This is a genomic window from Paraburkholderia sp. USG1, assembly GCF_031570135.1.
Lineage (GTDB): Bacteria > Pseudomonadota > Gammaproteobacteria > Burkholderiales > Burkholderiaceae > Paraburkholderia > Paraburkholderia dioscoreae.
The window spans coordinates 66,475-81,393 of sequence record NZ_JAMWXW010000007.1 but is presented as its reverse complement, the minus strand read 5'-3'; the positions used below and the strand labels follow the sequence as shown (position 1 = coordinate 81,393).

Here is a 14,919-nt window from a genome sequence, read left to right as displayed (position 1 = left end):
GCTTGCCGTGCGCAGTACGAAATCGGGGAGCCGCGTCGCCATTACGGTGGAGGTGCTGCGATAACAATTACAACGACGTGAGAGCCACGAGTGCAATGGAACTGCCTGCGGACCACGCGGTCGAACGTGCGCTCAGGAAAGCGCCGGGCCGCCAGGTTTGGGGGCATTCCATTCAATAGCCGCTGCCAGTATCACTCGTCATAAGCGGTGTGGCGTCGTCGGGAGAGGAAAACAACATGAACAAGGCTATCGAACTCGCACTCTTTCTGCATCTGCTCGCGGTTGCGGTGTGGGTAGGTGGAATGGTGTTCGCCCATTTCTGTCTGCGTCCGGCAATTGCCGATCTATCGCCTCAATTACGCCTGCCGCTGTGGGAATCGGTGTTCAGCCGCTTCTTCAATTGGGTCGCCGCCGCCGTGCTGGTGATTCTCCTCACCGGCGGATTCCTGCTGATGCAATTCGGCGGCGGCCACGCCACCTGGCCGCTGCATGCAATGGCGGGCCTCGGCATTGTGATGATGCTGATCTTCGGGCACATCCGCTTTGCGGTTTTTCCGCGCATCCGTCGTGCGGTGCAGGCGCAAAAATGGCCGGATGGCGCGCGCGCCGTCGGCACGATCCGTCGTCTGGTGTTGATCAATATCGTGCTCGGCGTGGTGACGATCGGCGTCGCGGTGCTGTCGCGCGGCTTCTGAGACCGCTGCGTCGTTTCAAGTCCGCCAGCCGCGTGGCGACATCGCCGCGCGGCATCCCATCAAGCGTTGTCGTTATCGTGTGCGGTGCCGCCGCCGTCTAGATCAGCGCGCCGTACGCGAACCACAACCCGCACACCACCGCCACCGTCCCGTACACCACGTACACGGGCACCTTCAGCTTGGCGAAGCACATGGCGGAGAACAGCGCGGTCATCAGATAGACCGGGCTGAACGGCACATGCGCGGCAATCCGAAGCACGGCCACCGCGAGAAACGCGGTAGTGACGGCGCGCAGGATCCGCATGCCATGCTCGAATCGCGGATTGGCCTTCAACTGATGCAGATGCCGTTGCGCGAGCACGACGAGGCAGCCCGACGGCACGAATAGCGCGAGCGTGGCAATCAGCGCGCCCGCCCAGCCGTCCACCAGATAGCCGAAGAACGGCACCACGTTCAACAGCGGTCCGGGCGACAACGGCGAGAGCGAAAACGCCAGGGTGAAGTCGTTATCGGAGACGCCGATCGCCGGCGTGACGAACAGCGTCTTGAGCACCGGCAACGCCGAGAAGCCGCCGCCGAACAACGTCATGCCGGCACCGGCGAGCCGTGGCCACAACAGCGCCAGGTCGTAGCGATGCGGCAGCGGCAGCGCGAACAACACCAGCAATGCGCACAAGGCGCTCAGCATCTGCCAGTCGCCGCGCGCGAACGACACGACAACGGGCGTGCTGCGCACCGGGCTCACCAGCCAGCCGGTGCCGAAGGCCGCCCCGAGCATGACCACATAAGCGGCCGGACTGCGCGCATAGAAGAGCGCGACACAACCGAGCACCGTCGCAATCCATTCGAGCTTGCCGCGCACCAGCGCGCGCGTCTGTTTGTACCAGGTGATGGCGATGAGCGTGGCCAGCACGACGCTGAAGTGATTGAGCAAGGTTTGCGAAGCGGCGGCGCGCACGAGCGGCGTGCGGTAGAAGATCGCGAACAGCGTCATCAGCATGAAAAAGGGCAGTACGCTCGCAATGCCCGCGATCCAGGCGCCGGCGCGTCCGCGCAACGAGTGCCCGAGTTGCACGGCGACGTTGCAGCCCACCGGACCGGGCACCATCCACGCCAGCGCGATCAGATCGGAGAACGCGACGCGCGAGAGACGGCCTTTGCGTTCGACATAATGGTTTTCAAGTTGCGCCATGAGAGCGAGTCCGCCCCATGACAACGCGGACAGGCCGAACACGACCCGGAACAGCGTCCATAGCGGTTCGCGTTCACCTCGTCTGGAAGCATCCTGGCTCGTGATCGTCTGCATGGCGCCACGAGCGCCCGGCAGGCGGGCGCCGTCCTTTGAGATCATCGTTGTGATTTGGCGCGACCACCGGGCGGCATCGCGCTGTGACCGGTACAGCGAGAATGTAGCCGGTTTGCGGCGCCGCGGGTAGATCATCCGTGACGACCTGCAAGGGCCGCTGTGTTCACGTGTTGGTGTTGACGCTGGTGGTGCTATCCGCGTCGCGCGCGGCCTGCCGGCTCGTGCCCGTCATGCCGCAGACGCCGAAGCGTTCCAGCAGCGCGGGAATCGCGTCCACCGGCACCGGACGCGAGAACAGGAAGCCCTGCGCCTCGATATGTCCGAGCGCGGCAAGCCAGGCAATCTGCTCTTCGGTCTCGGTGCCTTCGACCACCACCGTGAGCCCGAGCGAACGCGCCAGATTGACGATCGCGGTGACCATCACGCAGACGCTGCGGTCGCCCGGAATTGCCTGGATGAACGAACGGTCCACTTTCAGCGTGTCCACCGAGAAACGGTTCAGGTAGGACAGCGACGAATAACCGGTGCCGAAATCGTCGAGCGCGATGCGCACGCCGAGGCGCTTCAACGCGAAAATTTTCTCCGAGACGAGTTCGGGATATTCCATCATCGCCGTTTCGGTGATTTCCAGTTCGAGGCGGCGTGCGGAAATGCCGCTTTCCTCGATGGCGTGCGAGATGGTTTCGTACAAGTCGCCGCGCCAGAACTGCACCGCCGAAATGTTCACCGCGAGCGACAGCGTGTCGTAGCCTTGCTGCTGCCACAGCGCGAGCTGACGGCAGGCGGTCTCGATCACGAAGTCGCCGATCGGCACGATCAGGCCGGTGGATTCGGCGACCGGAATGAATTCGTTCGCCGGAATCAAACCGTGCTGTGGATGATTCCAGCGCACCAGCGCTTCGAAGCCGGTAATGCAGCGGCGTGTCAGATCGATCTTCGGCGGATAGGCGAGAAACAGTTGCCCTTCGGCGAGCGCCACGCGCAATTGCTGTTCCCACTTCATCAAATGATCGGCGCGATGCGACAGTTGCGGTGAATAGAACTGGTAGCAGTTCTTGCCCGCGTCTTTCGCGCTGTACATGGCGAGGTCGGCTTTTTTCAGCAGGTCGATTTCGCTTTCGTTGGCGACCGAGTACAGCGCAATGCCGATGCTCGCGTGCAGCACGAACGAACTGCCGCGTACTTCGAACGGTTTGGCGAACGCTTCGGCCGCGGCTTCGGCCAGCGTGACGGCACGCTTCTCGACGTCGTCGCCCTTGATCACGACCACGAACTCGTCGCCGCCGATGCGGCTCAGCGCGCCGCCGTCGGCCACCGCGATGGCGAGCCGCGAGGCCGTCATTTGCAGCACGATGTCGCCGGCGTTGTGGCCGAGCGTGTCGTTGACGGTCTTGAAGTTGTCGAGGTCGATAAAGAGGATCGCGAGGCGGCCGAGGTTGGCCGGTTGCGCGACGTCGTGCCGCAGGCTTTGCAGCGTGGCATAGCGATTACGCAGGCCGGTGAGCAGATCGTATTCGACCAGATGTGTCATTTCGCGCTCGCGGCCGAGCAGCTTGCCGATCAGGCCGGTGGCCACGGCGAAGAAGCTCAGCATGGCGAGCGAGATGAACCCCGCCATTAGCAGATAGACATTGCGCGTGTGGTTGTAGTCGGCGAATTCTTCTGCTTGCGACAGACCCACCAGCACGCCGAGCGGATAACCGTCGATGTGCCGGTACGACACGATGCGCGTGACGTTGTCGATCGAATCGACATAGGTGCCCGACACGTGCTCCGAAGTCGGATACGAACCGCTCGCCGAGAAGGCGCCGCTCGCGGTGTCGGCGGTGCCGGTGCGCCTCGCCAGTACCGCGCCGCTGTCCGAAATCACCGCGATCACGCCTTCACGGCCGATGGCCGCGTTGTTGTAGAAGTCGGAGGTGAAATAGCTGGGGTCTTCGGACACCACCACCACGCCCGCGAACGAGCCGTCCGGATGATTCAGACGCCGCGTCATCTGCAAGGTCCAGTGACCGGACACGCGGCCGAGCACGGGTTTGCTGATATACAACTGGTCGTCGTTTTCGTGTTCGTGAACCTTGAAGTGTTCGCGGTCGGACAGATCGATGTGCCGGGGATTGAGTTCGGCCGTGTTGGCGATCAAGGTGCCGTGTTCGTCGATCAGCGACACCTGCACCAGCGTCTCGCTTTGCACGACGCCTTTTTCCACCGTGCTCGCGAGATCGAAATGATTCGGCGTCTTCTCGAACTCGAATTTGACGAAGCGGGTGATCTGGTCGACCTGGTGAATCGCCTTGACCGTGTGCTGCTCCAGCGCTGCGGAAAGAATCGCGGCAGAGGCCATGGCTTCACGATACGTGGCTTCTTTCTCGACCGAGAGACGCGCGAAGATCACCGTCCAAAGCAGGATCAGGACCAGAACGCCGAGCGCGGGAATAGCGAGAAACGCGCGACGGCGCGACACTGCGGGATCGCGGCGGGGTTTGGCTTCGCGCTGGTCTGAGAAGCGGGACTGGCTCATCGGGCGGCCCGTGCCTGGGTGCCGGCCGGTAACAGGCGCGCGAGAATTGACTGCGCTGATTTCATGGGTGGCTGCATGGTGACCGAGGTGCCGGAACTGCTGCGCAGAAGAAGGGAGCGTGGCGCCGTGCCTGACCATCCGCAGGTCATCGCGTACGTTTCGATATTACTGAATGCCACTGGATTAAGGAAGGGTCCGGGCATCGGGTATACGCGGGCGCGACAAGCTGTCCCGTACGGCGGGTCTGGCAGCCGGCGTGGCCGGTCTTCAGGGGGTTGCCTCGCGGTCGTATTCGGGCATTTCATCGGCAATTGGCGCTCCGGCGTGCTGGCATTCAGGTGTGCCAGGCCTTTCCCAATGCGCCGCGCATTGAATGAAGCAAGCGATGCGGCGTTTTGTGGTCGAGCGTGGCGAGGCGGGGCTAACCCTGTTCTGCCTACGGTGGCGGGCCTGGGCTCATGCTCGGGCGAGGCCGGGCGCGCGCCGGTCAGGGCAGGCGGAACGTGCCGTCGATGATCGTCACCGACGGACCGCCAATCCACGTCTTGCCGCGTGCCCGAAGCGGATCTCCTTCGGGACGTGCATCGTCGTAGTGCACGCGAACCTGGCCGGCGCGGCCCAGCGCGGTGCCTTGACGCACTGAATAGCGCGCGCCAGGGCGCAACTGCTGTGCGCTCAACAGGCCCGCGAGCGCCGCATTGGCGCTGCCGGTCACAGGATCTTCACCAATGCCGAAGCTGCCCCCGGCCATCAGGCAGCGCACCTCGAAGGTGGCTGGGCCACCCGCATCATGCGGGCCATAGACGGCAAGTCCGTGGGTATTCACCGAACTCACCATGTCGGCGAGGGCGGCAGCATCGGGTTCGAGCGCGAGGCACTCACGCGCCGAATCGACGCGCACCACGAGCCACGGCGCACCATTGTCGACCGCGCAGGGCGTCGCGCTGAAATCGATCGATTCGCTACGCAAAGCCGTAGACAGCGCCGCGTAGCGATCCTCGGCAAGCGGCGTGACGCGCGCGGGCGGCGCGGCGAAGGCCCACGCGCCGTCCGCTTCAGGCAGTGCCTCGAGCTTGACGAGCCCCACGCCGCACTGCTGCACGAGCTTGCCGGCCTGCTTCGGCTGATAGCCGCTTTCGAGCAGCGCATGCGCGGTGCCGAGCGTCGGATGACCGGCGAACGGCAATTCGCCACGCGTGGTGAAGATGCGCACGCGGTAGTCGGCGGCCGGATCGCTGGGCTTCAACAGGAAGGTGGTTTCCGACAGATTGGTCCAATGGGCGATGGCCCGCATCTGATCGGTATCGAGGGCATCGGCATCGAACACGACGGCAAGCGGATTGCCCTTGAACGGCACCGACGTGAATACGTCGACCTGTTTGAAACGGACAGTATGGGCGGGCATGGGGCGCGGTCCAGCGAATCAAACGGATGGATAGTGTTGGCGGATTCTATCCGTTGACGACGGAACGAGCTACCTCGCCACAAATGCAAAACGCGCCGCGGGTGGTCGACACCTCGCGACGCGTTCTGAGCGCACCACGCCTGACTAACTGGCAGCCGTTGCAGGCTGCCCCGGTGATACGGCGTGCAGACTTCGGTACATTAGCCGACTTCAGCGATCAGCTCGATCTCGACACACGCGCCGAGCGGAATCTGCGCGACGCCGAATGCCGAGCGCGCATGCTTGCCGCGTTCACCGAACACATCGGCAATCAATTCCGACGCGCCGTTGGTGACCAGATGCTGTTCGGTGAATTCGAGCGTCGAGTTGACGAGACTCATCAGCTTGACGATGCGCGTGACGCGGTTCAGATCGCCCACATGCGCATGCAGCGTGGCAAGCAGGTCGATGGCGATGGAGCGCGCGGCAGCTTTGCCTTCCTCGGTGGTGAGGGTGGCGCCGAGCTTGCCGGCCCATACCTTGCCGTCCTTCTTCGCGATGTGCCCGGACAGGTACACCGTGTTGCCGCTTTGCGCGCTCATGACATAAGCGGCGGCCGGCGCGCCTGCGCTCGGCAATTCGATGCCCAGTTCCTTCAGCTTGTCGTACACGTTCGATTGAGCCATGTTGATTCCTTGGTCAGTAGTGGAGTTCGGTAGACGCGGGGCGGGCGAAGATCATGCAGAAAACGCTCAGATTTTCGCGCGGATCAGCGCGGCGAGACGCGACACGCCTTCGTCGATCCTGGCCGGCGGCACTGTGACGAACGACAGACGCAGCGTGTTGTGTTGCGCTTCATTCGCGAAGAAGGGGCCGCCCGGCACGAACGCGACGTTCTGCGCGACCGCTTCTTCGAGCAGTTTCATGCTGTCGATCTGCGCGGGCAGATTCACCCACACGAACATGCCGCCTTCCGGACGGTTCCAGCTTACGCCTTCCGGCATGTAGCGTTCGAGCGCGGCGAGCATCGCCGCGCACTGGTTGCGATACAGCTCGCGAATGGTCGGCACGTGCGTGTCGAGAAAGCCGTCCTTGATCACTTCGTACACGATGCGCTGGGTGAAGCTCGGCGTGTGCAGATCGGTGGCCTGTTTGGCTTGCACGAGTTTGAAGATCAGCTCTTCGGGCGCGATGATGTAGCCGACCCGCAGACCCGGCGCCAGCACCTTCGAGAACGAACCGAGATGGACGATATGGTCCGGCGCCATCGATAGCATGGTGGGCAGCGGTTCGCCCGCGTAGTCCAGCGCGCCGTACGGATCGTCTTCGATCACCGGGAACGGCGCGGTTTTCGCGAACTGGGCGAGCGCGCGGCGGCGTTCGATCGGCAGGCGGCGGCCGGTCGGATTCTGGAAATTGGGCTGTGCGTACAGCAGGCGCGCGCCGGCCGTCAGTTCGGGCGTGAGCGCTTCGGGAATGAGGCCGTGTTCGTCGGTCGGCACTTGCACGTAGCGCGGCTCGTACATCGAAAACGATTGCAGCGCGCCGAGGTAGGTCGGCGTTTCGACTAGCACCGGGCTGTCCGGGCACACCAGCACTTTACCGAGGAGGTCGAGCGCCTGTTGCGAGCCGGTGGTGATCAGCACCTGGCTTGCGCGAATCTGCGCGCCGTTGACCGAGTAGCGCTTCGCGATCCATTCCCGCAGCGGCGCAAAGCCTTCGGTCGCACTGTATTGCAGGGCGGCGGCCGGTTCGTCGCGCAGAATGCGGTCGGCCGCCGCGCGCATGCGTTCGGCCGGGAAGGTGGCCGGCGAGGGCAGGCCGCCCGCGAACGAAATGACTTCGGGCCGCTCCGTGACCTTCAGAATCTCGCGGATCGCCGAGCTCGTGAGCTTGCGTGCGCGTTCGGACAATTGCCACATGGGGGCTTTCAAGTCGCTTTGGTCCATGGTCTCCTCTGCTGGTACTGGAACCGGTCAAAACTTCAATTATCGCGCGAGTCGGCGACCCGCGCGCGCTGCTTATTTAAGGGTCCGTAGACCGTCGGGCGTTTCAAACTCGGCGACGAGGGCCGGCGCGCCATCCGTGGCCTGCAACTCGATCAGATGCGCCGCGCCGAGCCAGCGCAGTTGCGCCGCCAACGTGTCTGCCTGCGGGTGCACGCCCTTCAGGGCCGTCAGCGAAATGCCCGTTTCCGGCAACACCGTCGACGGATGCCGCACCGTGTCCCATTGAATCAGCGACGGCAGCACACCGTCGCCGCCGCCCTGCCAGGCGGGGAACGCGCCGTCGTCGGGCACGGTCAGGCTCCAGGTGAAATCGCCGCGCGTCATTGGAACCGCCGGGGGAATGCGCTGCGGATACTGCGCCTGCCACGTGGGGAGATGTTTCGGCCGCTCGACCCGCGCGACCCAGTGCGACAGATACGGGCCGTTTTCGAGCCGCGCTTGCGTGGCCGGGTCGTCGAGCGCGAACAGGCGGGCGCGCGGCGCGTTGTCTGTCGACGCCGCCAGCGGATCGACCGCGATCACTTCCAGATACACGCCGCCCCACAGGTTCAGGAGGCGGTTGTGCGTGCGCATCAGCGGATGCGCGCCGCCGCCGGCCGGCGCGACGCCGAGCGTGTCGGCGACGTACTGCGTGCCCTCGTCGAGGGTGCGGGCGGAAATCACGAGGTGATCAAGGCGAAGCGGGTGAGCAGTCATGACGGATCGGGGAAACGGTTCTCTGCGGTAAACCGGTACGTGCCGGGTGTGGCGGCAACGTTGCCGGGGCCGTAAGCATAACCGTTTGCCGGATCGGCGGGCCATGCGGATGGCGTTTCGGCAGGGTTTTGCCGGATGACGCGAAAGTATCGGCATAGATGTCAGAAGACCTGCCGCACTGCGTCCCATCCTTTGCTTATCTCAAATGTAGCGGCGCCGACCTGCACAGTAACGATACAATCGGTTCGATACTATTCGGTACAGTTGGAGCCTCCGTTATGTCCGTCCCGCTTGCCCAGATTCCCGCCCCGCACGACACGGCGTCGCTGACGCTGGTGGAGCAGCTCGTCCAGTGGGCGCGCCGCCGTATCGAGGAGCGCGTGTTCCGCCCCGGCATGCGCATGCCGTCGATCCGCAAGCTCGCGCTCGACAAGGGCGTGTCGCGCTTTACGGTGGTCGAGGCGTACGAACGGCTGGTGGCGCAGGGTTTTCTGGAGTCGCGGCGCGGTTCCGGATTCTATGTGCGCGAACGGCTGGCCGCCGCGGCCACCGCCGAGATTCATCCGCCTACCCAGGCGGCGGCGCCCGCCACCATCGACGTGGTCTGGCTGCTGCGCAACATGCTGCACACCGGCGCGCGTCCGGAGCGCAGTCCCGGCCTCGGTTATCTGCCGGCACGCTGGCTCGACGGCGACCTGATCACCAACGCGCTGCGCACCCTCGGCCGGCAAAGCGGCGCGCAGATGCTCGGCATCGGCACGCCGCAGGGCTTTTTGCCGTTGCGCCAGCAGTTGCAGACGCGGCTCGAAGAACTGGAGATCGGCGCTTCGCCGGATCAGATCGTAATGGTGTCCGGCATCACGCAGGCGATCGACCTGATCTCGCGCATCTACGTGAAACCGGGCGATGCCGTGATCGTCGGCGATCCGGCGTGGTTTCAGATGTTCGGGCGGTTCGCCTCGCAGGGCGCGCGGCTGGTGGGCATGCCGTACACGCCGGACGGCCCGGATCTCGACGCACTGGAGTCGCTCGTGCAAACGTGGCGGCCGAAAATGCTGGTGATCAACTCGGTGCTGCAGAACCCCACGGGCACGTCGCTCACGGCGGCCCAGGCGTTCCGCATTCTGCGTCTGGCCGAAGCGTACGATTTCATCGTCGTCGAGGACGATATTTACGGCGATCTGTGCCCGCCGAGCTATCCGGGCACGCGGCTCGCGAGCCTCGACCAGTTGAAGCGCGTGATTTACCTGGGCAGTTTTTCGAAGACGCTCGCGCCGAATCTGCGGGTCGGTTTCATTGCCTGCGCGCCTGACGTGGCGACGGCGGTCAGCGACCAGAAGATGCTGGTCGGCATGACGAGCCCGGAATTGAACGAGCGCGTGCTGTACAAGATCCTGACCGAGGGCCACTACCGGCGGCACGTCGAACGGCTGCGCGTGAGGCTCGACGGCGTGCGCGAGAAATCCGTGCGGATGCTGGAGAAGACCGGCCTGAAGCTGTTCCTGACACCGATGGCCGGCATGTTCCTGTGGGCCGACACTGGCGTCGATGCCGACGCGCTGGCGGCCGCCGGCCACGAAGCCGGTTTTCTGCTCACGCCCGGCAGCCTGTTCTCGCCGCAGCAGTCGCCGACCACCTGGATGCGCTTCAATATCGCCAATTGCGGTGATCCGGAGCTGGCAACGTTTCTGTGCCGTTATCTCGACGGCGTGGCGCGGCGCGCCTCTTGAAACCGCGCCGGCTTGCCCCCAATTAGGCGGACGATCCGGCGGCTACGGCTACGGCTACGGCTACGGCTACGGCTACGGCTACGGCTGGCGGCGGCCGGCCCACCGCCAGCCGACACGCCAGCGCTCAGGCCGCAACGAACGGCGCCGCGCCTTGACTTGAACCCCATTCGCAACAGAGAGGAAGTCCGACCATGGCACAAGAAACCATGAGCTTTCAGGCAGAAGTGAAACAGCTTCTGCATCTGATGATCCATTCGCTGTACAGCAACAAGGAAATTTTCCTGCGCGAGCTGATTTCGAATGCGTCCGACGCGGCCGACAAGCTGCGCTTCGAAGCGATCGAAAACAGCGCGTTGTACGAGAACGATCCGAACCTGCGGATTCGCGTGTCGTACGACAAGGACGCGCGCACCATCACGATCGACGACAACGGCATCGGCATGAGCCGCGACGAAGCGATCGCCAACCTCGGCACGATCGCGCGTTCGGGCACCAAGGAATTCTTCGGCAAGCTCTCCGGCGACCAGCAGAAAGACGCGGCGCTGATCGGCCAGTTCGGCGTGGGCTTTTATTCGGGCTTCATCGTCGCGGACAGGATCACCGTGGAAACGCGCCGTGCCGGTCTGCCGGCCTCTGAAGGCGTGCGCTGGGAAAGCGCGGGCGAGGGCGATTTCGCGGTCGAGCAGATCGAGCGCGCCGCACGCGGCACGACCATCACACTGCATCTGCGTGCCGATGAGGACGAACTGCTGTCGTCGCATCGTCTGAAATCGATCATTCAGAAGTACTCGGACCACGTCGCGCTGCCCATCCTGATGCAGAAGGAAGAGTGGGACGCGGAAAAGAGCGCGATGGTCACGAAAGACGAAGACGAGACCGTCAACCAGGCCAGCGCGCTGTGGACGCGTTCGAAGAACGACATCACCGACGAGCAGTACAAGCAGTTCTATCAGCACCTTTCGCACGATCATCAGGATCCGCTCACATGGACGCATAACCGCGTCGAAGGCCGCAGCGAGTACACGCAATTGCTGTACGTGCCGACCCACGCGCCGTTCGACATGTTCAACCGCGATCATCGCGGCGGCCTGAAGCTGTACGTGAAACGCGTGTTCATCATGGACGACGCCGAGCAGCTGCTGCCCGCGTATCTGCGTTTCGTGAAGGGCGTGGTCGATTCGGCCGATCTGCCGCTGAACGTGTCGCGCGAAATCCTCCAGGAAAGCCGCGACGTGAAGGCGATCCGCGAAGGCGTGACCAAGCGCGTGTTGTCGATGCTCGAAGATCTGGCCAATTCGGATAACGAGGCGGACAAGGAAAAGTACGCCGGTTTCTGGAAGGAATTCGGCCAGGTGCTGAAGGAAGGCATCGGCGAAGACTTCGCCAACCGCGAGCGGATCGCCAAACTCGTGCGCTTTGCGTCGACGCATACGGACACGCCTGAGCAGACCGTATCGCTCGCCGATTACGTGGCGCGTATGAAGCCCGAGCAGACCAAGATCTACTACGTCACCGCCGACACCTGGCAGGCCGCGACCCACAGCCCGCACCTCGAAGTGTTCCGCAAGAAGGGCGTGGAAGTGCTGCTGCTGACCGACCGCGTGGACGAGTGGATCCTGTCGTTCCTGAACGAGTTCGAAGGCAAGCCGCTGCAAAGCGTGGCGCGCGGCGATCTCGATCTGGGCGCGCTGAACGACGAAGAAAAAGAAGCGCAGGAAAAGGTCGGCGAAGAGTTCAAGCCGCTCGTCGAGAAGATGAAGGAAGCGCTGAAGGACAAGGCCAAGGACGTGCGCCTCACGTTCCGCCTGACCGATTCGCCGTCCTGTCTCGTTGCCGACGACGGCGAAATGAGCGGCTATCTGCAACGCATGCTGAAGGCTGCGGGTCAGCAGGCGCCGTCGTTTCATCCGATTCTCGAGGTGAATCCGGAGCACGCGCTGGTGAAGGGGCTGCATGCGGACAGCGCGAACTTCGACGACTGGTGCCATTTGCTGTTCGACCAGGCCTTGCTCGCCGAAGGTGGCGCGCTGGAAGACCCGGCGAGCTTCGTGAAGCGCACCAATGCGCTGCTGCTGGCGCGCGCAAACGAGGCATGAATCGCACCTGATTCTGCTGCGTCGCGCTGACGCTTGTGGTTGGGAAATGCGCTGCTCCGGCAGCGCATTTTTTTGTCCGACGCGGCGGAGCCGAGGCCACTTGGGTGGTCTCAGGTGGCGCGCTCAACGCGCGGGCGCCGATCCCTCCACATGACGCACTTGCGAGAGCACACAACCGGCCAGTTCCTTTGCCTCGTGACACGAAACATGATCGGCCAGCACTTTCGCCGCGAGACTGCCGATCGCCTTGCTGGTCTGTTTCGACGTGTGATGTTGCGCCAGTGCCGATCCTGCCAGTTCCTTCTCCAGTTGCGCGATGCCCGTGCGCCGCAACACCACAGCGGCCAGATGAGCGATGCGGTCGGACGTTTCCTTCAATTTTTCAGTATTCAAGCGTTGCTCCATACGGTGACGGGTTGATCTGGTCGACCGGCAGGGCCGTGCCCTTCGTCGACTGAAATTAATTATGGTTAACTAACTAAATAGAATCAACGGCATTAAATTGAGATTGGTTTGTGAGATGCAAACGCGCGGCTTTATCTTATGATCGCGCGTTTTTTATTCGGAGGCTTGAAGGATTGTTTGCAATCTTTAAGCATCGTAAGCACAGGATCTTATTTTTACGATTACGCGTTCGCGCGTAACCACCACGCTCCCGACTCCCATGTCCGATTCCGCTCTCGCTGTAACTCCCGATTCCGTTCATCTCCTGTGGTCGATTCTGCGCGAGCAGGGTTTCGATGCCGCCGCGCGCCGCGCCGTCGAGTTCGCCGCGACAGGTGTGACGTCGCAGTTGCACGCCGACCTGTGCGCGAGCGCGGAGCGTTTCGAGGAGGCCTATCACAGCGCGTCCCAGGCACTAGCGTGCTCGAACGGAGCGCGCCATGCGCGGGTGGCGCTCTTCGCCGACGCGCTCGGCCGCGCCGACGCCGCGCAGCGCAACAGCGAACTGGCGGTGGCCGCTCAGCCGCTGGAGTCGACGATCGACTGGGTGATCTGGCTGATCGACGGCTGCGGTGCGCAGTCGGCGGCCGCGCATATGCTGCGCGCCTATGAGCGTCGGGCGCCGTGGGACGCGCGCGCGCCGTGGTGCTTGTCGATCGCGCTGGCGGCGCTCACCGGGATGAACGCGCGTGCGGAGCGTCGCGCGGCGCTGCTGCGGGCGTATGCGCTCGACCCCGCGATCGACCCGGCTTTGCCGTTGCAACTCGCGTTGGCGTTCCGCGAGATTCGCGACTGGCCGACGGTGGAGCGCATCTGTCGCGAGAGCCTTGCCCGCAATCCCGCCGACGCGGAAATGGCGTGGCAACTCAGTCACGCGCAGTGGCAGTGCGGCGACGCGGCCGCCGCGGAAGTCACCATGCGCGCCGTGGATGCCGCCGCGCCCGGCAATGCCGACGTGCTGGCGGCAATCGGCATGTATCTCGGCGAGCAGGCGCGCTATGAGGACAGCGAAGCGGCGCTGGTGGCGTCGCTCGCGATCGATCCGTCAGGCATACAGGCCGCGGTCGATCTCGCCGACCTCGGGCTTAGGTGCGGCGCCTGGTCGAGCGCATGGCCGCGTTTCGAGGCGCGTCTTGCGCGCGAAGACCGCGAACAGAACAACGTCGTCAGCCTGATGGCGCGCTTGTGCCCGCGCTGGCATGGCGAAGCGCTCGGCGGCAGGACGCTGGTGGTGCACAGTGAGCAGGGCAGCGGCGACGACATCCAGATGGTCCGCTTCGTTCCGCAACTGGCAGCGCGCGTGCGCGACGAGGGCGGCCGTCTGGTGCTCGCCGTGCGTCGCGCGTTGCAACCGCTGTTTGCGCGGTTCTACGCGGATTGCGTGTCGATCGAAGACGGCCCGCTCGGCTTGCCCGACTATGCTTTGCCGATCATGAGCCTGCCGCTCGTGCTCGGCCTCCAGCCGCAGCAGGTTCGCGGCACGCCTTACCTGCGGGCCGATGCAACGAAGGCGGCGGCGTGGCGCGAACGGGTCGACGCAAGCGTGCCCGAAGCGAAGTGGCGAATCGGCCTCGTGTGGTCCGGCAGCGCCACGCACCGGCGCGACGCCAAACGGTCGATACCGCTTGCCGCACTGGCGCCGCTGCTGGCGCTCCCGGATGTCGTATTCCATCCGCTCACGCCCGGCCGCCGCGCCGATGTGACCGCGCTCGCCGCGCAGGGTTATCGCGTGTGCGATCTGAGCGGCGAATACGAGCACGGTTTCGACGACGTAGCGGCCCATCTTGCCGCACTGGATGCGCTGGTGACGATCGACAGCGCACCGTTGCATCTCGGCGGCGCGCTGGGGCATCGCGTGCTGGCGGTGCTCGATCACGTCTCGCACTGGTCCTGGGGCACCGAAGAGACGCAGCCCTGGTATGACTCCGTCGATCTGTTCCGGCAGCCGCAGCCCGCGCAGTGGACGCCGGTCGTCGAGCGGGTGGCCGCCCGTCTCACGGCGATGCTGGTGTCGGACCGAACCGCCTGAGCGGCGCAG

Annotated in this window: 11 protein-coding genes; 4 read left to right on the top strand and 7 right to left on the bottom strand. The window is 64.3% G+C overall.

Going from position 1 to position 14,919, the window contains the following annotated elements:
- Window positions 1-236 precede the first annotated feature (236 nt).
- Window positions 237-695 carry a CopD family protein gene (locus tag NE850_RS11520; RefSeq protein WP_007175733.1) on the top strand — a complete coding sequence of 153 codons (459 nt, stop codon included), beginning with the start codon at window positions 237-239 and terminating at the stop codon, window positions 693-695.
- 97 nt (window positions 696-792) lie between these two features.
- Here the strand turns inward: NE850_RS11520 and NE850_RS11515 are convergent, their stop codons facing one another.
- From NE850_RS11515 to NE850_RS11490, 6 genes are all read right to left on the bottom strand, one after another.
- Complete coding sequence (locus NE850_RS11515) at window positions 793-2,001, bottom strand: chromate transporter (protein ID WP_035516944.1); 1,209 nt, start codon at window positions 1,999-2,001, stop codon at window positions 793-795.
- 163 nt (window positions 2,002-2,164) lie between these two features.
- Window positions 2,165-4,522: an EAL domain-containing protein gene (locus NE850_RS11510; RefSeq protein ID WP_310698757.1), complete on the bottom strand. Its 2,358-nt coding sequence runs from the start codon at window positions 4,520-4,522 to the stop codon at window positions 2,165-2,167.
- Window positions 4,523-5,009: 487 nt separating this feature from the next.
- A complete protein-coding gene (locus NE850_RS11505) occupies window positions 5,010-5,927 on the bottom strand; it encodes a PhzF family phenazine biosynthesis protein (RefSeq protein WP_007175730.1) in 918 nt (305 codons plus the stop codon).
- 200 nt (window positions 5,928-6,127) lie between these two features.
- The gene (locus tag NE850_RS11500; protein WP_007175729.1) at window positions 6,128-6,592 is read right to left on the bottom strand and encodes a RidA family protein; all 465 of its coding nucleotides are present in this window, start codon (window positions 6,590-6,592) and stop codon (window positions 6,128-6,130) included.
- 66 nt (window positions 6,593-6,658) lie between these two features.
- Window positions 6,659-7,855, bottom strand: a complete 1,197-nt coding sequence (locus NE850_RS11495) for a PLP-dependent aminotransferase family protein (protein ID WP_007175728.1) — start codon at window positions 7,853-7,855, stop codon at window positions 6,659-6,661.
- A 72-nt stretch (window positions 7,856-7,927) separates the two neighbouring features.
- Complete coding sequence (locus NE850_RS11490) at window positions 7,928-8,611, bottom strand: VOC family protein (RefSeq protein ID WP_007175727.1); 684 nt, start codon at window positions 8,609-8,611, stop codon at window positions 7,928-7,930.
- A gap of 278 nt (window positions 8,612-8,889) precedes the next feature.
- On the opposite strand from NE850_RS11490, the gene NE850_RS11485 reads away from it, so the two are divergent.
- Both NE850_RS11485 and htpG read left to right on the top strand, forming a co-directional pair.
- Complete coding sequence (locus tag NE850_RS11485) at window positions 8,890-10,341, top strand: PLP-dependent aminotransferase family protein (RefSeq protein ID WP_007175726.1); 1,452 nt, start codon at window positions 8,890-8,892, stop codon at window positions 10,339-10,341.
- Between the two features lie 191 nt (window positions 10,342-10,532).
- A complete protein-coding gene (htpG, locus tag NE850_RS11480) occupies window positions 10,533-12,437 on the top strand; it encodes a molecular chaperone HtpG (RefSeq protein WP_007175725.1) in 1,905 nt (634 codons plus the stop codon).
- 123 nt (window positions 12,438-12,560) lie between these two features.
- Here the strand turns inward: htpG and NE850_RS11475 are convergent, their stop codons facing one another.
- Window positions 12,561-12,842, bottom strand: coding sequence for a hypothetical protein (locus NE850_RS11475; RefSeq protein WP_007175724.1), 282 nt, complete (start codon window positions 12,840-12,842; stop codon window positions 12,561-12,563).
- Window positions 12,843-13,101: 259 nt separating this feature from the next.
- Here NE850_RS11475 and NE850_RS11470 point away from each other — a divergent pair, with 259 nt between their 5' ends.
- The gene (locus NE850_RS11470; protein WP_165185348.1) at window positions 13,102-14,910 is read left to right on the top strand and encodes a hypothetical protein; all 1,809 of its coding nucleotides are present in this window, start codon (window positions 13,102-13,104) and stop codon (window positions 14,908-14,910) included.
- Window positions 14,911-14,919 lie beyond the last annotated feature (9 nt).